The sequence below is a fragment of the Streptomyces sp. NPDC000878 genome, assembly GCF_053599695.1.
Genome location: NZ_JBSFMT010000118.1, coordinates 1 through 19,726, shown reverse-complemented (window position 1 = coordinate 19,726; position 19,726 = coordinate 1). Strand labels below are relative to the sequence as shown.

Below are 19,726 nucleotides of genomic sequence, written 5' to 3'. Positions count from 1 at the left end.
GCGCCGCCCCCCGGGGCGCCGGGGGGGGGGGGGGGGGGCCGGGCCCCCCCCCCCCCCCGGGATGGGACGGGTAGGGGCGGCGGGGGCGAGGACAATCCCCCGTTCACCCACCCCGAACATCCCGCCAAGCCCTCCCCACCCCCTCCGCAACCCCCTGCGCCCCCACCGGCGCCCCCTCCGCCGCCAACCTCCCCGCCAGCCCGTGCAGATACGCCCCCACACTCCCCGCGTCCACCGCCGAAAGCCCCGCCGCGAGCAACGACCCGCACAACCCCGACAGCACGTCCCCACTACCGGCGGTGGCAAGCCAGGCCGTGCCCGTCGGATTGACCCGTACGGGGCCGTCCCCCGGACCGGCGACGAGGGTGGTCGAGCCCTTGAGGAGGACGGTCGCGCCGTATCGGGCGGCGAGTTCGCGGACGGAGGCCAGCCGCGCCCCCTCCACCTCCGCACGGGCCACACCCAGCAGCGCGGCGGCCTCTCCCGCATGCGGGGTCATCAGCGTCGGCGCGGTACGGGCCCGTACGGCGTCCCGGTCCACCAGCCGCAACCCGTCCGCGTCGATCAGCACAGGCACGTCCGCCTCCAGCACCTCGGCGACCGTGCCGGCGTCGTCCCCGGCCCCGGGCCCGACCACCCACGCCTGCACCCGCCCCGCCGCCCGCGGCCCCTGGTCGGACACCAGCGCTTCCGGGAAACGGGCGATCACGGCATCCGCCGCCGGCCCCACGTACCGCACGGCCCCCGCCCCACCCCGCAGCGCCCCCGCGACGGCCAGCACAGCGGCCCCCGGATACCGCGCCGACCCGGCCGCGATCCCGACGACGCCCCGCCGGTACTTGTCGCTCTCGGCCCCAGGCACCGGCAACAGCCGGGCGACGTCCGCGTGTTGCAGCGCCTCCAGCTCGGCCCGCCCGGGCAGCACCTCGCCGAGCCCGATGTCGACGAGCCGTACCGTCCCGGCGTACTCGCGCGCGGGGTCGATGAGCAGCCCCGGCTTGTGGGTCCCGAAGGTGACGGTCAGGTCGGCCCGGATCGCCACGCCACGCACCTCGCCGCTGTCGGCGTCGACCCCGCTGGGCAGATCGACGGCGACCACGGCGGCCCGCGACTCCCGTACCGCCTCCGCCAGCGGCACGGCGTCGGCCCGCAGCCCGCCCTGCCCGCCGATCCCGACGATGCCGTCGACGACGAGATCGGCCCGGAGAATCACTCCCCCCAGAGCCTCGGCACCGGCGCCCATCACCGTCCCGCCCGCCCCCCGCAGCGCCGCAAGCCCCCCGGCGTGCGTGTGCTCCGGCGCGAGCAGTACCGCCGTGACGCCCGCTCCGCGCCGGGCGAGCCGGGCGCCGGCGTACAGGGCGTCGCCGCCGTTGTCACCGCTGCCGACGAGCAGCACGACCCGGGTTCCGTACACCCGCCCCATCAACTGGCCGCAGGCGACGGCCAGTCCGGCCGCCGCGCGCTGCATGAGCGCTCCCTCCGGCAACCGTGCCATCAGCTCGCGCTCGGCCGCCCGTACCGTCTCCACGCTGTACGCAGTTCGCATGGGGTCGAGTCTCTCGTACGGCCCGAGCCCTACCCCTCCGCCACCACCACCGCCGAAGCCACCCCCGCGTCATGGCTGAGCGACACATGCCACGACCGCACCCCGAGTTCCTCCGCGCGCGCGGCCACCGTCCCCGTCACCCGCAGCCAGGGGCGCCCACTGTCCTCGACGCAGACCTCCGCGTCCGTCCAGAGCATCCCGCCCGGCGCGCCCAGCGCCTTGGCGAGCGCCTCCTTGGCGGCGAACCGGGCAGCAAGCGAGGCGACACCACGCCGCTCACCGCTGGGCAACAGCAGCTCGCTCTCCAGGAAAAGCCGTTGGGCCAACCCGGGCGTCCGCTCCAGCGAGGCCCGAAACCGCTCGATCTCGGCGACGTCGATCCCGACTCCGATGATGCTCATCCGGGCACTCTACGATCCGTCAGCCCTGTTCAGGAGCGTTCGGCACAGCATCCGGGTCCCCGGCGAACAGATCCTCAGCACGCTCCACCGTGCCGACGCGGTCGAGCCAGTCATCGAGGCGAGCAAGGTCGGCGCAGGTGGTGACGCATTCGCGGATGTCGTCGGAGACGGGGAGCCCCCGTACTTCCAGCACGGTCAGAATCGCCTCGGCTTTCCCGTTCGCCAGGCCGGCGGCGTAGCCAGTGGCCCACCGCTCGGCGTAGCCCGGCGGCCATTTCTCGATCTTTCCCCGCAGATACGCGATCTCTCCGGGCGACAGACCCTCCCGTTTGCTGATCTCCCTGAGCCTGCCGTGGAGTTCGGCCATGGCCTTCTCGGGCGAGAGGCCCACCAGAGCCATGGCCGCCACTAGCCCCGTGGCAATGCCGGAGACTTCCTCTTCCAGTTCCGGGCGCAGACGCAGCTCTCGGTTCGGGTGCATCACGCGGCGGCCCGCAGCTCGCACCACACGAATTTGCCTCGGTTCCCGAACCGGCTCAACGGCTGCCACCCCCACAGATCGGCGCAGGCCACCACCATCCCCAGCCCACGCCCGTCCTCCGACTCCAGCTCGACGAACTGCCCCAACTCCTGGGGCGGCTGAGGCGGTCGGGGGTCCGCGTCCCAGGCCCCGATTCGCAGGACGCCGGCGGACCAGCGGACGCGCAGGGCGGCGGGCCCCTCGGTGTGCCGTACCGCGTTGGACACCAGCTCACTGGCGAGGAGTTCGGCGACGTCGACGAGGCCGATGAGCCCGTGCATGGTCAGGATCAGGCGGAGGGTGCGGCGGCTGACGGTGACGGCTCGGAGGTCGCTGGGGATGTACAGGGAGTACTCCCAGGACTCGGGCTCGGCCTCTTTCTCGGTTTCGGGCATGCGTCAACTCCCGTTCGGTGGTGGGGTCCAGGCGTGTCGCAGAGTGCGCGTCGCGTCACCGACGGTAGGGGTAACCTGTTACCCACGGCAAGCCGATCGCGTGATCCGCCCCCGAAAGAAGGAACAACACCCCATGGTCCAAAGGCGTGAGCCAACAGCACGACAGATCCGGCTGGGGGCCGAACTGCGCAAGCTCCGCGAGGCGGCAGGCCTCACCGCCGTCCAGGCAGCAACGCTCCTCGGGGCAAACAGGGTTCAGATCAGCCACATCGAATCCGGACTCACGGGCGTGAGTGAGGAGCGGCTGCGACGACTCGCCTCCCATTACGCCTGCACAGACGCCGAGTTCGTCGACGCCCTGGTCGCGATGGCCACGGACCGAACACGCGGCTGGTGGGAGGCCTACCGGGGTCTGCTGCCCACGCCGTTCCTGGACCTCGCCGAACTGGACCACCACGCCACCTTCCTGCACGAGGTAGCGATCCTCTACGTGCCGGGCCTCCTACAAACGGAGGACTACGCGCGTGCCGTCTTCTCGTCCAGGCTGCCCGAACTCACCCACGACGAGCTTGAGTTGCGCATTAGGCACCGGATGACGCGCCAGGAGGCGACCACCCCCTACGAAGCCGTGGTCCATGAGTCGGCGCTTCGGATTCGAGTCAGCGACCGGGCCGCTTCAAAGGCTCAACTCGTCCGGCTCCTCAAGCTCTCCGAAGAGGACCACATCACCTTGCGCGTCATCCCCTTCGACCTGGACGGCTTCACCAGAGCCTCCAGCACGATGACGTACGTGGGCGGCTCGCTGGCCAGACTCGACACGGTGGTGCGCGACGCTCCCCACGGAACGGTCCTGATCGATTCCGAGGCTCAGCTCAACACCTATCGAACGCGCTTCCGTAAAGTGGAGGCTGTATCACTCGCTCCCGAGCGGTCGCGGGATTTCATCCACAAGCTGGCGCAAGAGCTGTGAGGTCTCCATGGACAACTGGCGGAAGTCGTCCTACTCAGGCGAGGGAGACGGCAACAACTGTGTGGAGATCGCCAACTCCCCCATCCACATAGCCATCCGCGACTCCAAGGCGCCGGCCACCCGCACCCTCACCTTCCAGACGGAAGCCTTCGCCTCCTTCCTGGACACCCTGAAGTCGATTCACTCCACCGTCACCGACTTCGCCAGGTTCCGAGGCTGATCCACCTCGTTGCCCCGAGCCGTCGCCAGCTCACAGGCGAACACCTGCAACGGCACCGTGGCCACCAGCGGCTGAAGCAACGTCGGTGTCGCCGGAATGCGAATCAGGTGGTCCGCGTACGGCACCACCGCCTCGTCGCCCTCCTCCGCGATGACGATCGTGCGCGCACCCCGGGCCCGGATCTCCTGGATGTTGGACACGATCTTGTCGTGGAGGACGGACCGCCCCCGAGCCGAGGGCACCACGACAACCACCGGCACGTCGTCCTCGATCAGCGCGATCGGCCCGTGCTTCAGCTCGCCCGCCGCGAAGCCCTCGGCGTGCATGTACGCCAACTCCTTCAGCTTGAGCGCGCCTTCGAGAGCCACCGGGTATCCCACGTGCCGCCCCAGGAACAGCACCGTGTTCTTGTCGGCGAGCGAACGTGCCAGCTCGCGCACGGGCTCCATGGTCTCCAGTACGCGCTCGACCGCACCGGAAATCGCCGCCAAGTCACGTACGACGGCCCGGATCTCGTCGCCCCACTTGGTACCGCGCACCTGGCCCAGGTACAGGGCGACCAGATAGCAAGCCACCAACTGCGTGAGGAACGCCTTGGTCGACGCGACGGCGACCTCGGGCCCCGCATGCGTGTACAGCACCGCGTCCGACTCGCGCGGAATCGTCGAGCCGTTGGTGTTGCAGATGGCCAGCACCTTGGCACCCTGCTCGCGGGCGTGCCGCAGTGCCATCAGGGTGTCCATGGTCTCGCCGGATTGAGAGATGGCGATGACGAGGGTCCGCGCGTCGAGAATCGGATCCCGGTACCGGAACTCGCTCGCCAACTCCACCTCGCACGGAATGCGCGTCCAGTGCTCGATGGCGTACTTGGCGATGAGTCCGGCGTGAAAAGCCGTACCGCACGCCACCACCACGACCTTCTCGACCTCCCGCAACGCACTCGCGGGAATCCGCACCTCGTCCAGCGTCAGTGAGCCGGCCGCGTCGATACGCCCGAGCAAGGTATCGGCGACAGCCTTGGGCTGCTCGGCGATCTCCTTGAGCATGAAGTAGTCATAGCCCCCCTTTTCCGCGGCCGACACATCCCAGTCGACGTGATACGACCGCGCGTCCCCCGGACTGCCGTCGAAGCCGGTCACCGTGACCCCGTCCCGGCGCAGCTCCACCACCTGGTCCTGCCCCAGCTCGATCGCCGACCGCGTGTGGGCGATGAACGCGGCGACGTCCGAGGCGAGAAAGGCCTCGCCCTCTCCAACGCCCACCACGAGCGGCGAGTTCCGCCGCGCCCCGACGACTACGTCCGGCTCGTCGGCATGCACGGCGACCAGCGTGAACGCACCTTCGAGCCGCCGGCAGACGAGCCGCATGGCCTCAGCGAGATCGGCACACGCGGAGAACTCCTCGGCGAGCAGATGCGCGACGACCTCGGTGTCGGTCTCGGAGGCGAGTTCGTGCCCGCGCTCGGCCAACTCGCCCCGCAGCGCGGCGAAGTTCTCGATGATCCCGTTGTGGACGACGGCGACGCGTCCGGCGTTGTCGAGATGCGGATGGGCGTTGGCGTCGGTGGGCCCGCCGTGGGTGGCCCACCGGGTGTGCCCGATGCCCGTGCCCCCGCTCGGCAACGGCCGCTCGACGAGCTGCTTCTCCAGATTGACGAGCTTCCCGGCCTTCTTGGCGCCGGCCAGCCCACCATCCGCGAGCACAGCCACACCGGCCGAGTCGTACCCCCGGTACTCCAGCCGCTTCAGCCCGGCCATCACGACGTCGAGAGCCGACTGCGACCCCACGTAACCCACGATTCCGCACATGTCCCGCAGCCTACGATCGAACAAGCGCCGCACCCGTGCACCGCGTGCCCGATATCGGAAATTCCCGCCGGGGTACGAGGGCCCTCGGCGGGAACCGGATCAGAGCAGGGCAGAGCAGAGCGAATCGAAGCGGATCAGCTGAGCTTGGCCAGCTGCGCGTCGACGATCTCCGTGGGGAAGTCGTAGTCCTTGCCGGTGGCCGCCGCGGCGAAGTTGACGGCAGGGATGTAGACGACGGTGGCGCCCTTGCGGAGGATCACGGCCTTCATCGGCGCCTTCACGCCATCGGCGTTCACGCTCACGGTCAGGGCAAGCGCCTCGTCCGCTCCCTCGGGCGCCGTGGTCGTGACCACCTTCGCGGCCTTGGTCGCCGTACCGGCCACCGTGTAGGAGAAACCGGCAGCGCACTTCTCGGCGGCCGTACTCAGGTCCTTCATCGCCTGCTCGGCTCCGCCGTCCTCGTAGGAAGCCAGCGTGATGATGGCCTGCTCCAGGTCGAGAGCGGCGAGGAACTGGTCCTCGTCACTCGCCCCCGCGGCAGGCTTCACGGCCTCGCCCTTCCAGGCCCGCTTCACCGTGGCCGCCGGCTCACCGACATAGCTGCCGGCCTGGAGGTACGCGAGCGGCGCGCAGGCCGCGTCCTCCGACGTCACCTTGGCCGGCGCGATGTCGTCCTTCGCCGGCACCTTCTCGGCGAGCGTCCCGCTCTTGACGTCGACCTGCACGAGGGCGACCTTCGTCAACTCGGCGGCGGTGAGCGCCTTGGCGGTGGCGGTCTTTCCGGCCTGGGTGCTCTCGCCGTCACTGCCGACCTTGTCGCTGCCACTGTCGCCGTCGGACGAACCACCACAGGCGGTGACGAGGAGCGCCAGGGCAGCGGCGGAGGCGGCGAGGGCGGTACGGCGAACAACGGTGGATCTCACGTCGAAAACTCTCACTTTCAAAGAAGCACCGATGACACCTCACGGCCACCCTTGCGGTATCCAGCGAAGCGCCATCGCTTTATCCGCACTTTACGCAGCAGAAAACAGCGGGAGTTCACAGGGGTGCCAGCCGATATCCGATCGCAATGACACTGTGATCGGTCGTCTGAAATCGAGCCTTGGTTGACCCGACCCGGGAAATCCACATACCGCCCAGAATAGAGAGAAGTTGGGCAATAGCTACACCTCCCACCCAAGTCAACTTCGGCATAAAGTACCCGAAAAGCCACATCGAACTCCATGACCGAAACCACCCGCGCGACACAAAAAAACCCGCAATCACGCAACCAAAACGAGGCCGACATCGTCGCACTGCCATTTGGAGGGTTCGATTCCGGCTGTGAACCGTCAGCCCAGTTTCGCTTCCTGCGCCTCGATCAGTGCGGTCGGAAAGTCGAAGTCGTCGGTGGGTCCGGTGGCGGAAGGGTCTTCGGTGCCGAACTGGGCAATGGTGCTGCCATGCCGGAAGACCACGGCCTTCGTCGGGCCCACCTGAACGTCGTCCTGACCGGGTGTCACGGTGAACGCGACGGCCTCATCCCCCGCTTTCGGCGCGGTGTCCACACTCACCTTGTCGACGCCCAGCGACGAGAACCCGCCGTCACACGCGGCGAGTCCGCTCCTGAGCGCCTCGAGTACCGCTTGGGCCTGGTCCGGGCTGTCGCACGAAGCAAGGGTCACCATGGTGCTGGTGATCGCGAATGCCGCCTCCAACTCCTCCTCGGAGCCCGCAGCAGCAATCACGTCGTCATCGAATTCGGACGTCACCCGGCGCTGCTCGGTGGCCACCGGGTCCCCCATGGCCACCCCGAACTCGGCCTGGCTGAGCGGAGCGCAGTCCTCCTCGGCCGTACGCACGTCATGCTGCGTGTGCACCTCGACCGCTGCGAGCTTCCTGACGGCAAACCCCCTTAGGTCACTCTCCGCCAGGGCCAGCTTGTCCAACTCAGCGGCGGCCCGCGCCTCGGACGCACTCGGAGAACTCGGGGTACTCGCAGCGGAGTCGGCAGTCTCGGCCCCCTGCGCTTGCGCCGCTCTCGCCGCCGGAACCGCTGGAGTTCCCACATCCGGCGACCAGCGCGAAGGGAAGAACCAGGGTTACGAAGGCGCCGCTACGAGTGCGGCGACCTATACCAGAACTCTTAATTATGTACTGCGTCCACTTTCTCCGTTGCGCCATCAGCGACTGACCCGTCAACGCACGATCAATGAACTTTGCAATCGCCTTGCCCATCCACCACCAACGAGTCCAATCATCATCACGTCACGTGAACGATCGGATGCAGCACTAAGGGGACGGAATCGTCGCGACCGTCACCTGCCCATCCATCAGGCATTCAATGAGCACCGAACCACCAAGCGGGTGGATCCAGAAGTGTGGCCCGGCGTCCAGGATGTCCTGCGCGTGTCGCACTGCGACATCTGCAGGCATGGTCACGGTCGGCATCAGATAATTTCCCCAGATGATGGCGATCCGCTCCCCCCGCTGTACGTACGAGGAAAGCAGTTCTGTCGCCATCCTCGTCCAATGCTCCTCGTCGTCCCACCAGACACGGTCTTCGTACGAAATGGATTCGAAGTCGATTACGTCGCCCCTGGCGGCCGGAAACCTGCTCAGGCTCGCTGCCGTCAGTTCACGGTTCTCAGCGAGATCCAACTTCACAACCTGGCGACCATCATCGTCGCGGGGGTCGTTCATGAAGTCCGGAAGGTATTCCGGGTGGCTCGCATAGGAACTACTGTCGGTCATACGGATTGTTCGGCCAGGTCGAGGCCACAATGCCACCTCGGTTGCCGACTGGCTCGCTTCCTGGCATGAGCAGGTCCGCTAGGTCCTGCGCCCCAGCATCTGGCATTCCGTCGAGCATGATGGAGAGATTCATACCCTCGTCCGCAACGCCCACTAGTCCTCCTGATACGCGTCGTTATCTGCGTAGTAGATGATCGCCTCACACGCCTCGTCTATAGACGGGGCTCTATCGCCTCGCCAGGACGACCAAACCTCTAGGACATCTCGGGCGATAAACACCTCAAGCAGGTATCGCCAACCAGTCGCTGGCGCCGCCTCGGGCGACACAACCAAGGCAAGTGTGCTTCCGTCGAAAATCACATCGTCCTGGGGGATATAGATCGTCCCTTCTCTTGGAGAGCTGGTCCAGATCGCGAACAACATCTTGGAGGTTCATCGCACCTCATCATCCCCAAATCTTGAATCCGCCTCTACGGCCGGGATGGAATATCCCTCGGAAGAGACCGGTGAATTCAAGCACAGGCGCCGGGGCGCAACACCGTGACGACTCCCTCTCCTTGCAATAGCTCGGAGAGGAAATGTGTCTCCACATACGTGCCTTCATACCCAGATTTCTTCAACTTGCTCGCCGATTCCTGGGCCTGCCGAATGGCCAGGTCGAATGCGTCGCGAAACGCCTTCAGGATTACCCCACCACGAGACTCTCTATCCGCCAATTGCAGGCAGTAGTAGCCATGCTGCGCCAAAATTACATTGCGTACCTCTGGCGGAGCTGAACCCCATTCCCCGTCATGCGAAATGGTTCCGCAAGCATCGCACTCCCACTCGACCTCCCACCGAAGCCGCCCCTCCCTGGTCAACTGCACCGCCCATCCTGTACAGAGGACACCGCAGCCTTGACACGCATCTGAGAGTTGCGCGGCCTGTTCGCTCACCGCCAACCCCTCATTCATCCCCAAATCTTGAAGCCGCCCCTACTACCTCCGGCCGCCGAGCCGGGCTTCCGCCTGTTCCCTCACAATGTCGTCGCCCGAGTCGAGCAGCCGAGTTAGTGCTTCCCTCGCCCCAGGTCCCGGAGTGGGGCCAGGCCCCAGATCGCCTTCGTCGCCAATGCTCGGCTGTCGTCGTAATCGAGGTACTCGGGGACCCATTGCGTCGCCTGGTAGAGGGCCTCAATGCCACGGGGCGTACGCAGCTTGGCCAAGGCTGACACGATGTCCTCGTGACTTTGATGCCAGTTGGCGGCGGACAACTGCACCAGCAGATCGACATAGTCCTCCGTCACACCGAATGTGGCGCCCACGATGAGTGCCAACTCGACGTCGATCCCGTCCCGCCGATCCAGGGAATCGCGCAGGAGGCGGAGACCCAGAGCACTTCCATCGTCGGTACCGAAGTGACGAAGCACCACTTCCGGGGATCCCTCGCGTCCAGACCCGGGATAGGTGACCAACAACAGGATCAGCTTCCGTTCCTCGGAGGTCATATTTTGACCACTTCCCGACTCCAGGCGCCGCCGAGCCGATTAGTCCGCCATTCTCTGGATCAGGCCCTACCGAAAGGCGATAACTTCAAGGCAGCGCGTGTTCTGTCACTCAGCCTCAATGCTCCGTACCGGAACGTCCTCACGTGACCGCGAGAGCCAGCCACTGTGTGGGTCACAGCTAAACCGTCTCTTGCCAGATCGCGAAATCACGGGGAGTTTTCGCGGCCAGACGATTCAAAATTTCAGCTCGATCCACGGAATCCAACCAACTATCGAACGAGACTTCACCGCCAGGGAACCACCACTCCGAATGGTTTCCTACAGAATCGAGGTCGCTATCCAAAGGGTACCTGAATTCGAATTGCACTTGAACATAAGACTCATGCTCGCCAGCCGCGTCAACAACTTCAAGCTGTCGAACAATGCCGAGAGCGAAGGTGGGCTCCGGGAACCAGTTGACCTCGCCGTACTGGAAGAGGTATCCGTCCGCGTCGGGAAGTTCTGGCACCTCAAACTCGATCGCCGAAAATCGCTTCACCAGCCGAGTCAACCCCGAGAGTGACGGGTCGAAGCCACCCATCTCCTCGACGAGTCGGCGTGCGACGCCTTCCGCCGAATCTACCTGCTGCTTCCTAGACATGATTACCTTTCGAGTCCAGCGGAACGCACCCTGCCCAGTACCCGCCTCCCTACCCCTCAGCGGACGGGCACTTTCGACCTACGGCCAGTGGCCGCCTTGCAGCTGCCGCTTGACGTGGCCTATGACGTCAAGCGCTTCACTCCTATTCCTGGCTCCACTCATCAAGTTATTCACGTAGGCATAGTAGTCATTTGTGTGAACCTTCGAGTGCACCGACAGCCCATTCGGGTTGGGAGATGAACTGCTCCTCGGCAGCCAGACACCATTCTCGGCGTCGTTCACGCCGATTCCGAATCTATCCAGCTGCGCCCTTGCAGGAGCGGCTTTCGGCGAATTTCCTGCCACAATATGGTGCGGGGAGTGAGGCGTTGCCGGTTCCAAGTCACCAGCAGCATTGAGGGCATTCCTGAGCTTGTTGGCGCAACCCGCGTCAGCATTGTGCACCAAAACCGGTGTTGCCCCCGCCAGCACGTAGTACGTGTGGAGGTCGCTGACAGTGAGGTTGTGGACGGTGGCCTGCTGGGCGGTCCAGCGCTCGATTGCCGTGATCTGGACATGGGTGCCGGCACTGGTCTGGAGCCACTGGCCGGAGTACAGGTCGGTGGCGTCGATCCAGTCGCCGAATTCCGGAACCCAAATGGGGTGACCGTCGGTCGCGGTCAGCGAGGCAATGGCGTCGCCCTTGTCACCGTCGGTGTCAAGGGTCACCTTGACAAGATTCTTGATGCCCTCGCCCTTGATCTCGGCGGTGACCGTCTCCACGGCCGTCTCGCCGGTTTCGGGGTCGGTGGCGACGACCTTGTCACCGTTCTTGACGTCCTCGATCGGTTTGGCCTTGCCGTCGGCCATCAGCACCGGCGTGCCGGGGAAGAAGCTGTTGCACTCGCCCTTGCGGCCGATGCTGTCCCGGATCTTCTGGGCCCCGGTTCTGACCGTCTCCTTGACCTTCGCCACGGCCTTCTGGGTCTTCTGGACCGCGTTGCCCGTCTTCTTCGACGCCGCCTTCGTGGCTCTGGTAACCGCCTCCTGCGCCCTCTTCTTCGCCGCCTGCGCCGCCTTCAGCGCCGCCGCCTTCGCCTGTTTCTCCGCCTTGCGAGCCAGTTCCGCGGCCTTCTCCGCCGCCGCGATGACCATGCGGGCCTTGGCCTTCGCGGCGCGCAGTCCGATGATCGCCTTGGTGATCTTGTCGACCATCCTCACTACCGAGGGGATCTTCCCCAACTTGCCGTACGGGATGGCCGAGATGATCACCTCGCCGCAGGACCAGAGATCACCCCGCGTGAAGCAGCTCTTGATCTCCTTCCAGCCCACGAACTCCTTCAGCATCTCGCCGCCCATCGACACGACGACCTGCGACACCGTCGTGTCGACCGTCTCGCGTGCCTCCGCGACCTCCGAGGCGGTCGGACCGTAATACCCTCCGGTGCCGCCACCCCCGCCCCCGTCCGCCCGAGACATCAGCCCCGAGGGGTCGGCGTAGGTAACCGGATTGTTCTCGCAATACACGTACCCGTTCATCTGCACCGGATCAGCCAGATCCAGCACCGGGTCCGCCGACAGGAACCGACCCGTCGACGGGTCGTACTCCCGTGCGCCCAGATGCACCAGCCCGCTCGACGCGTCGTCGTCGCCGCCGATGTAACCCTGGTGCGAGCGCCACCCGTTGGACTCCGCACCCCGCTGCACCCCGAACGGATCCGTGCGCGAGAAGACCACCGCGTTGCCCGCCGCCAGGGCGACATCCGCGTACGCCGTGCCGTTCTGGTCGGTGATCTGTGCGTGCAACGTAGACGTCGTGGCGCTGCCCTGCGCGTGTCGCATCACCGCCGGAGCGCCTGGCTGGGCGTAATAGCGCTCCGTGTAGGCGGCCGTCCCGCTCGCCGTCCGCGCCACCGTCGTGTCGCCCAGGTAGAGGACACTCTCCGCGGCGCTCAGCGCCATCAGCCGCTCGCCGCCGGGGCCGTAGACGTACGTCGTCTCGTTGGCCGGTGCCCAGGTCTGGGCCTGGCCGTCCGTGTCGCAGGTGTACAGCTGGAGGTCCGTGCCCGACGCCGAGTTGGAGGACGGGACGTCCAGGCACTTCCCCGACGAGACGTGCTTGAGCTTGTCGCCCGCCGACAGCGTCGTCCACTGCTGGCCGGCGCTGCCGTCGCAGGTCGCGAGCACCGCCGCCGTGCCGTTCGCCGTCCCGCCCCCGGACGGGATCACGCACTTGCCCAGCACCTTCAGCGCACCCGTCGACGCGTCCGACGAACCCGCCGCCGCGTCGATGCGGAACTTCTGCGCCTTCGTGCCGTTGCAGTCGTACAACTGGACCGGCGTGCCCGTCGCCGTCGCGCCCGACTGCACGTCCAGGCACTTGCCCGCCAGCCCCACCCACGCCCCGGACCCGTTCTCGCCGAAGCCGGTGACCTTCTCGACCTGCCCGTCCCACGTCCAGGACAGGGCCTGTTCGTCGCCTCCGTACGTACGGGTCTCCGTGTTGCCCGTCGCGTCGTACGTCAGCGTCGCCGCCTCGGTGACCTGCGGAGCCGAGCCCACCGTGTGCGACATACCGGTCAGCGTGTGCGGCTGGGAGCCGTCCGCCTTGCCGTACGTGTACGTCGTCGTCGCGTTCTTCGTCACGTCCCCGGCCGGGTCGTACTCCACCAGCTTCTCGCGGTTGCCGGCCTCGTCGTACTTGTACGACTTGTGGTACCCGTCGCCCCGCGCGCCCGCCGTGACCCCCGTCGGCGTGCCGTCCGTCGCCGTGGCGCACCCCGTGTCGCTCGCCGTCCATGCCCGCGTGAGCTGGCCGATCACGTCGTACGTGAAGCACTGACGGTCCGTCACCGAGTCGACCGTGTCCTCGGTCTTCGTGACGTTGCCCGCGTTGTCGTAGGCGTACGTGCGGTTGTTGACGCGGTGGCCCGCCACACCCGTCGTGTCCGTGATGGACTCGCGGTCGACTATCGAGCGGGTGAGTTCGCCCGTGCTCTCGTCGTACAGATTCGTGGTCCACACCCTGGTCGGCATCTCGCCGGTGACCGTGCGCAGGACCTCGCCGTAGGGGCTGTAGTCGGTCTCCGCCGTGTACCAGTCCAGGCCGGACGTGGAGACCGGCAGGCCGTCCGCGTTGTAGCGGGTGACGACCTGCTCCGAGTCCAGCGTGCCCGCCTTCGGCAGGGTCACCGAGGTGAGCTGGCCCATGCGCGAGTACTCGTACGTGTACGCGTACACATCGAGCAAGCCGTGCTCCTGCGCCACCAGCGGCGGCAGCGTGAGCCGGGTGCCCTTGGGCTGGTAGTCGTCGGTGTAGCCCAACACCTCCGTGGTGTAGGGGAGGCCGTCGGTGTAGCGGGTCGACTTCGAGGGGAGGCCGGCGGCGCCGATCAGTCCGTCGTAGGTCGTCTCGGTCAGCTTCGCGCCGGTGGACGAGTTCAGGTGCTGCGCGGTCGGGCGCGACAGTTCGTCGTAGCCCGTCCAGACCTTCACGCCGCGCGCGTCGGTCGTCGTCACCGGGCGGTCCAGGACGTCGTACGTGGTCGAGGTCGTGCCGGTGTCCGGGTCCGTCGCCGTGAGTTGGCGGCCCCGGGCGTCGTACGTCCACGACCAGGTGTTGCCCTGGCTGTCGGTCGCGCCGACCTGGTCGCCGCGCTCGTCGAACGCGTACTCCGTGGCGCGGTAGGCCGAGCGCAGGCCGTCGGTGAAGGTGTCCACGCGGACCGTGCGGCCGAGGGCGTCGCTGTAACTGCGCTGCGCGGCGGCGCCGGTCGGTTCGATGACCGTGGAGTAGTCGTAGCCGTACTCGTAGCGGGTCGACTTCTCGGGCCTGGTGGTTCCCGCCTCGTAGGGGGTCTCGGACAGGGTCCGGCCCAGGCCGTCGTACGCGTACAGCGTGGCGTTGGGGATGCGGAAGTCGGAGTCGACGTCGAACATCACCGTCCTCGGGTCGCCCGGCGCGTAGTAGGCGTTGTCCGTGCGCTCGATCGTGCCGTTCGCGCTGTAGTGGGTGTCGGTGATCAGGCGGCCCTTGCCGACCGCGGGCTCCTGCCGCTGCCGCTCGCGGCCCAGGCCGTCGTAGAGGACCACTGAATCCTCGTACACACCACGGTCGTTGAGCGCGGAGGTGACCACGGACACCGGATCACCGGCCGTGGTGTTGTAGGCGAACTTCACCAGGGGCTTGGTGGACGTGGTCTGTGTGGCGTCGCTCCAGCCGGCCGTCGTGCGGCCCAGCGCGTCGTAGGCGAACGCGCTGTAGTGGCCGTTGGTGTCGGTCTCCTTCAGGGAGGTGCCACGGGCCGGGTCGACGACCGTCGTCTCCTCGTGGCCGAGTTCGTTGGCCGTGGTGACCGAGTACACCTGGCCCGTCCCGGGCGTGTACGTGGTCGTGTCGGTGTAGCCCAGGGCGTCGGTGGTGGACTCCACGCGGCCGAAGTCGTCGTAGGTGAGCGTGCCGCGCCGGCTCCAGGCGCCGTTCCCGTCGATGTCCCAGGTGGTGGTCGCGAGGCCGCCGGTCGGGGTGGCTTCGTAGTCGCCGTCGTCGTAGGCGACGCGTGAGCCGGCGATCAGGTCGGCGTCGGTCGCCGTGGCCGCGGCGGCGCAGGTGCCCGGGGTGGTCCGCGACTGAAGGGGCAGGCCGATCAGCCAGTCGGTGGTGTTGTGGACGTACGACGAGACGGTGCACGACTCGTCGCCCGTCCGGCCCGTGTCGCCCTCGGACTCCACCCGCACGGGCAGGCCGTACTCGTCGTACGTCGAGGAGGTCCTGACGGTCCGCCACTCACGGAGGTCGTCACCGGTCCTGGACGACCGCGTCACCGAGAAGCTGCGGTCGTCCAGGACCCGGTACGCCCTGAGCGGAGGGATGCCGCCGTCGCGGGTACGGGTGGCCAGCACCGTGTACGTCGGACGGTCCACGGAGCGGGTCAACAGGTCGCCGCCGTACTTCGTGTACGTCATCGTCTCCGCGACGCGGCCGGCGTAGGGCAGCTTGTCCGCGGCGATCAACGCGCCGGCGTAGTCCTTGACTTCGACCGAACGGGTCGTACCGTCCGGCAGCGGGTCGCCGTCCATGCCGCGGAAGTAGCGGGTCTCGGTCATCGAGCGCTCGGTGCCGACGTACTGCTCGGTGTTGTCCGCGCCGCCGGTCGTGCGGACGACGGAGAAGCCGCGCCACTGGTCGTAGGTGCGGGTCTTCTTCTTGGAGAACTCCGCCTGGTTCAGGCCCCAGGCGCCGTCGCCCGGGTACTCGTAGGAGGTCGTCATCGTCGGGACACCCGTCATGGCGGGCAGTTCCTGGACGTTGGTGACGACGTACTTGTTGAACCAGTCGATGTTCTCGTCGGCCTTGTCCGGGTCAGGGTGCCAGTACGCGGGGAAGCACAGCCCGGTGTTCTCCTCGGGCTTGGGGAAGCCGCTGCCGGAGGCGCACTCGTCAACGGGTTCGGAGTAGTCGACAAGGGTCTCGCCGCCGTACTCGCTCACGATCCGTTCGATGCGCAGCCGGTCGAAGGTCGGCGCCGGGTCGTTCGCGCCCTCCTTGACCCGGTTGGGCATGGACTCGGTGTTGGCGACGAACGTCACCGGGTTCAGCGGCAGTGCTGTGCCGTCGGCGCCGAAGCCCGTGCGGGTGATGGACTCCAGCCACAGGGCGGTGCCCTCGTCGGTGCGCTCGGCGGGCAGCGACTGCTGGAGGGACCAGGAGTCGACCTTCGAGAGTTCGGTCGAGCCCTGGGTGCGCTGCGCGAAGGTAGTGACCTGCGCCAGGCGCTTGCGCGACCAGAACGTCGGCACCGGTACGAAGCACTCCTTGCCGCTCGCTCCCGAGCAGTACAGGTCGGTCGGGGTGTCGTACCAGATGTGGGTCTTCGACCACTGGCCCGAGGTGAAGTTGCCCTCGGTGCAGAGGATGGCGTCCTCTTTGTAGCAGCGCTCGTCGACCGCGAAGGTCACGCGGGCGATCGGCTCGGCGGTGAAGAGGGAGTTGGAGCGCTGGCCGTAGTCGATGCGGGTGAGGTGGGCGTCGCGGTCGTAGGCGACCGGCTTCCCGAACTTCAGCCTGATCTTGCGAGGAACCCCGGGCGTTCATGCCCGGGAGGAATCGCATCCCGTGGCTGTGGCGCGGACCGTCGCAGCAGCTTCGTCTTCGGGGTACGGAGCGCCCGTATCGGTGTCCGGCGGAGCCGGAAAGAAGAGCGTGAGGTGTACATGTGTGCGACCGGTCGCTTGATCGTGTTGAGGATGTTCGCGGTGGGGCGGATGGTATTCCCGGAGGATTAGGGTCGGCGTCATGAAGCTGGTGGTGCGGGTCAGGCTGCTGCCGACGCCCAGGCAGGCAGCGGCACTTGAGGCGACGCTGACGGCCTGCAACGAGGCCGCCACGTGGGCCGCGTCTGTCGCCTTCGAGGAGGGCGCGCGCAAGAACCTGGCCCTGCGAAAGCTGGCCTACCAGGGCATCAAGACCCGGTGGGGGCTGGGGGCGCAGGCCGCCCAGCACTCGATCAAGAAGACCTGCGACGCCTACACCACCCTGACCGCGAATCTGCGGGCCGGCCGGTACGGCAAGCCGGGATCGAAACGCCACACCCACGCCTCGGGGAAACCGGTCGCCTTTCGCCCGCAGGCCGCCCAGCCCTACGACGACCGGATGCTGTCCTGGCAGCACGAGGCCCGCACCGTGTCGATCTGGACCACGACGGGCCGGATGAAAAACCTCGCCTTCACCGGACAGGCTGAACAGCTGGAGGTCCTGGCCCGGCACCGCCAGGGCGAGTCCGACCTAGTGCACCAGGGCGGGAAGTGGTACCTGATCGCGACTTGCGAGATCCCCGAGGCCGCGCTGAACACCCACCCGGTCGCCTTCCTCGGCGTGGACCTCGGCATCGTGAACATCGCAGCCACGAGCGACGGCGAACGCCACTGCGGGCGCCGGATCAACCGGAAACGGGAGAACGACCGCAAGCTACGACGCAAGCTCCAGCAGAAGCAGACCAAGTCGGCCAAGCGGCGGGCAAGGAAGTACGCGGGTAAAGAGGCCCGCCGTAACAAGGACATCAACCACAAGATTTCGAAACGGATCGTGGCGGAGGCTCAACGCACCGGTCGCGGAGTAGCCCTGGAAGACCTGAAGGGCATTCGCGAGCGGGCCCGGCTGAGAAAGCCCCAACGCACCACGCTCCACTCCTGGACCTTCGCGCAACTCGGCGCCTTCATCGCCTACAAGGCGAAGAAGGCCGGGGTGCCGGTGGTGTACGTCGATCCGGCCTACACCAGCCAGGAATGCTCCCAATGTCATCACACCGAACGCGGCAACCGGCCCTCACAAGCCTGGTTCGCCTGCCGGTCCTGCGGATTCGTTGATCACGCGGACCACAACTCGTCCCACAACATCGCCCACCGCGGGTGGATGGCGTGGGTCTGCGGGGCCCAGTCAGCGGCCCCTGAACTCACGCCCATCGCGTGAGTCCTGGACGCGGCCGGACCCATCACCGCCAGTGGTGATCACGAGCCGCAAGCCCGGGAATTCATTCCCGGGTCGTTGACGTTCTTGGCGTAGTAGTTGGTGTCCTTGTCCCACCACAGGGTCATAGCGTTGCCTTGGGGGTCCACGACGTAGTCGCGGTTCCAGCGCCAGGCCTGTGCGCACGGAGTCGGCGAACGCCGTGGCGTGGCAGGGCTCGCCGGACTGGTTACCGGCCACCGGCACCGTCAGTACGGAGTCGGTCGTCTTGGTCTCGGTGGACGTCAGCTTGTGCTTGCCGAAGTAATACACCGCGCCGTCGCGAGTGGTGACCTTCCAGTACTCGCCGTCCGCGTCACCGTTGCCCAGGTGATGCAGCCGAGGGCGAGGGTGACGTTGTCCGAACCCCAGCACAGGTCACCGGTCTTGCGGTTGGCCACGGCCACGCTGACCCCGCCCTCCGCCGGGCCCAACGTGCTGTACGTACGGGCCGTGGACGCCGCCTCCAACGTCTCTGAGGCCTTCAAGTACGTGTTCTACGTCAAGCCGCGCGACACCGCCGACGCGCCCGGCGATGTCACCGGCGACGCCAAGCCCGACCTGTTCGTCATCGACCAGTTCGACGACCTGCGCCTCTACCCGGCCCCCAGCAACGGCGACATCCACGCCTCGCTCCCGGCCGCGCACGACGAGGGCGCGGTCCTCGCGGAGGACGACGCGTACGACAGCTACTGGACCGGCGCGCTCATCACCCACAACGGCGACTTCCTGCCCGGGGACGGCATCCAGGACCTCGTCGCCCGGATGCCCGACGGCAAGCTCTACGTCTACCCGGGCGACGGCTACGGCAGCGTCGACATCACCCGGCAGACGGAGATCGTTCTCCCCTCCGGCGCACCCGACCCGGCCGACCTCGACCAGATCCTCGCCGTCGGCGACATCGACAACGACAAGCGGCCGGACCTGTTCGCCCTCGCCGGGAACCAGTACTGGGCCCTCCTCGGCTACACGGGCGGTACGTTCTCCCGCGCCGTCCTCCAGAACGAGGGCACCGCCTGGGCCGACCGCGACCTGGTCTCCCTCGGCGACCACAACGGGGACGAGGAGGTCGACCTGCTCTACCGCAGCCTGCCCTCGGGCCGTCTCCTGCTCCGCTACGGCACGTCCGACGGCGCCGGCGGCACCTCCCTCGCCTCCCTCGCCGTCTCCACCAGCTCGCTGAACGGCTCGGACACCGAGTACGCGGCCTCCGGCTGGACGACATCGAGCATCCGCCTCCTCATGGGCGGTCCGGACGTCAACCTGGACGGCATCCCGGACATGTGGGCGGTCATGAACGACGACGCGGGCACGGTCCGCTTCTATCGCGGCGGGGCGAGCGCGGTGGGCGCGTACACCACCGTGGTGAGCAGCGGCTGGAACGAGAAGGGGGCCGTCGGCTGACCGGCCGGGGTGGGGTGCGTGACGCACCCGCTGTCTCCGCCGTCCGGGATCAAACCGGAGAGCTCGGTCGACACCATCGGGGAACAGATCGACGATGCCCTGCGATCCGAGGGTGTG

At 67.2% G+C, this 19,726-nt stretch carries 15 protein-coding genes; 4 read left to right on the top strand and 11 right to left on the bottom strand.

Translation table 11 applies throughout. The features are described 5' to 3' along the window. Positions 1-103: 103 nt before the first annotated feature. The 4 genes from ACWDR4_RS47500 to ACWDR4_RS47485 are packed head-to-tail and all read right to left on the bottom strand — an operon-like array spanning position 104 to position 2,865. Positions 104-1,549 carry an NAD(P)H-hydrate dehydratase gene (locus ACWDR4_RS47500; RefSeq protein WP_450418106.1) on the bottom strand — a complete coding sequence of 482 codons (1,446 nt, stop codon included), beginning with the start codon at positions 1,547-1,549 and terminating at the stop codon, positions 104-106. Between the two features lie 29 nt (positions 1,550-1,578). After that, entirely contained in the window at positions 1,579-1,950 is a 372-nt protein-coding gene (locus ACWDR4_RS47495) for a holo-ACP synthase (RefSeq protein WP_105974537.1), read from the bottom strand. A 19-nt stretch (positions 1,951-1,969) separates the two neighbouring features. Then, positions 1,970-2,455 carry a hypothetical protein gene (locus ACWDR4_RS47490; protein WP_450418105.1) on the bottom strand — a complete coding sequence of 162 codons (486 nt, stop codon included), beginning with the start codon at positions 2,453-2,455 and terminating at the stop codon, positions 1,970-1,972. After that, on the bottom strand, positions 2,431-2,865 hold the full coding sequence (locus ACWDR4_RS47485; RefSeq protein ID WP_450418103.1) for an ATP-binding protein: 435 nt from the start codon (positions 2,863-2,865) through the stop codon (positions 2,431-2,433). Before ACWDR4_RS47485 ends, ACWDR4_RS47490 begins: the two co-directional genes overlap by 25 nt. 133 nt (positions 2,866-2,998) lie before the next feature. Between ACWDR4_RS47485 and ACWDR4_RS47480 the strand changes: the two genes are divergently transcribed. Continuing rightward, positions 2,999-3,835, top strand: a complete 837-nt coding sequence (locus ACWDR4_RS47480) for a helix-turn-helix domain-containing protein (protein ID WP_450418101.1) — start codon at positions 2,999-3,001, stop codon at positions 3,833-3,835. A 7-nt stretch (positions 3,836-3,842) separates the two neighbouring features. Next, a complete protein-coding gene (locus ACWDR4_RS47475) occupies positions 3,843-4,055 on the top strand; it encodes a DUF397 domain-containing protein (RefSeq protein WP_450418100.1) in 213 nt (70 codons plus the stop codon). Here ACWDR4_RS47475 and glmS read toward each other — a convergent pair. The 7 genes from glmS to ACWDR4_RS47440 form a co-directional block, all read right to left on the bottom strand. Further along, positions 4,016-5,863 carry a glutamine--fructose-6-phosphate transaminase (isomerizing) gene (gene glmS, locus ACWDR4_RS47470; RefSeq protein ID WP_450418099.1) on the bottom strand — a complete coding sequence of 616 codons (1,848 nt, stop codon included), beginning with the start codon at positions 5,861-5,863 and terminating at the stop codon, positions 4,016-4,018. The genes ACWDR4_RS47475 and glmS overlap by 40 nt on opposite strands. A 134-nt stretch (positions 5,864-5,997) precedes the next feature. Continuing rightward, positions 5,998-6,786, bottom strand: a complete 789-nt coding sequence (locus ACWDR4_RS47465; protein WP_450418097.1) for a hypothetical protein — start codon at positions 6,784-6,786, stop codon at positions 5,998-6,000. Between the two features lie 408 nt (positions 6,787-7,194). After that, on the bottom strand, positions 7,195-7,791 hold the full coding sequence (locus tag ACWDR4_RS47460) for a hypothetical protein (protein ID WP_450418096.1): 597 nt from the start codon (positions 7,789-7,791) through the stop codon (positions 7,195-7,197). A 343-nt stretch (positions 7,792-8,134) separates the two neighbouring features. After that, the gene (locus tag ACWDR4_RS47455) at positions 8,135-8,596 is read right to left on the bottom strand and encodes a hypothetical protein (protein ID WP_450418095.1); all 462 of its coding nucleotides are present in this window, start codon (positions 8,594-8,596) and stop codon (positions 8,135-8,137) included. A 1,048-nt stretch (positions 8,597-9,644) separates the two neighbouring features. Beyond that, positions 9,645-10,082: a HEAT repeat domain-containing protein gene (locus ACWDR4_RS47450; RefSeq protein ID WP_450418094.1), complete on the bottom strand. Its 438-nt coding sequence runs from the start codon at positions 10,080-10,082 to the stop codon at positions 9,645-9,647. 178 nt (positions 10,083-10,260) lie between these two features. Beyond that, the gene (locus ACWDR4_RS47445) at positions 10,261-10,722 is read right to left on the bottom strand and encodes a hypothetical protein (RefSeq protein ID WP_450418093.1); all 462 of its coding nucleotides are present in this window, start codon (positions 10,720-10,722) and stop codon (positions 10,261-10,263) included. Between the two features lie 78 nt (positions 10,723-10,800). Further along, entirely contained in the window at positions 10,801-16,659 is a 5,859-nt protein-coding gene (locus ACWDR4_RS47440; RefSeq protein ID WP_450418092.1) for a ricin-type beta-trefoil lectin domain protein, read from the bottom strand. A gap of 337 nt (positions 16,660-16,996) precedes the next feature. Between ACWDR4_RS47440 and ACWDR4_RS47435 the strand changes: the two genes are divergently transcribed. Next, on the top strand, positions 16,997-18,169 hold the full coding sequence (locus ACWDR4_RS47435) for an RNA-guided endonuclease InsQ/TnpB family protein (RefSeq protein ID WP_450418090.1): 1,173 nt from the start codon (positions 16,997-16,999) through the stop codon (positions 18,167-18,169). 423 nt (positions 18,170-18,592) lie between these two features. Beyond that, positions 18,593-19,609, top strand: coding sequence for an FG-GAP-like repeat-containing protein (locus ACWDR4_RS47430; protein ID WP_450418089.1), 1,017 nt, complete (start codon positions 18,593-18,595; stop codon positions 19,607-19,609). The last annotated feature ends 117 nt before the right edge of the window (positions 19,610-19,726 follow it).

Excerpts from the sequence above, each read along its gene's own strand:
- ACWDR4_RS47500 (WP_450418106.1), bottom strand. The coding sequence starts at position 1,549 with ATGCGAACTGCGTACAGCGTGGAGACGGTACGGGCGGCCGAGCGCGAG.
- ACWDR4_RS47495 (WP_105974537.1), bottom strand. The coding sequence starts at position 1,950 with ATGAGCATCATCGGAGTCGGGATCGACGTCGCCGAGATCGAGCGGTTT.
- ACWDR4_RS47485 (WP_450418103.1), bottom strand. The coding sequence starts at position 2,865 with ATGCCCGAAACCGAGAAAGAGGCCGAGCCCGAGTCCTGGGAGTACTCC.
- ACWDR4_RS47480 (WP_450418101.1), top strand. The coding sequence starts at position 2,999 with ATGGTCCAAAGGCGTGAGCCAACAGCACGACAGATCCGGCTGGGGGCC.
- ACWDR4_RS47475 (WP_450418100.1), top strand. The coding sequence starts at position 3,843 with ATGGACAACTGGCGGAAGTCGTCCTACTCAGGCGAGGGAGACGGCAAC.
- glmS (WP_450418099.1), bottom strand. The coding sequence starts at position 5,863 with ATGTGCGGAATCGTGGGTTACGTGGGGTCGCAGTCGGCTCTCGACGTC.
- ACWDR4_RS47455 (WP_450418095.1), bottom strand. The coding sequence starts at position 8,596 with ATGACCGACAGTAGTTCCTATGCGAGCCACCCGGAATACCTTCCGGAC.
- ACWDR4_RS47450 (WP_450418094.1), bottom strand. The coding sequence starts at position 10,082 with ATGACCTCCGAGGAACGGAAGCTGATCCTGTTGTTGGTCACCTATCCC.
- ACWDR4_RS47445 (WP_450418093.1), bottom strand. The coding sequence starts at position 10,722 with ATGTCTAGGAAGCAGCAGGTAGATTCGGCGGAAGGCGTCGCACGCCGA.
- ACWDR4_RS47435 (WP_450418090.1), top strand. The coding sequence starts at position 16,997 with ATGAAGCTGGTGGTGCGGGTCAGGCTGCTGCCGACGCCCAGGCAGGCA.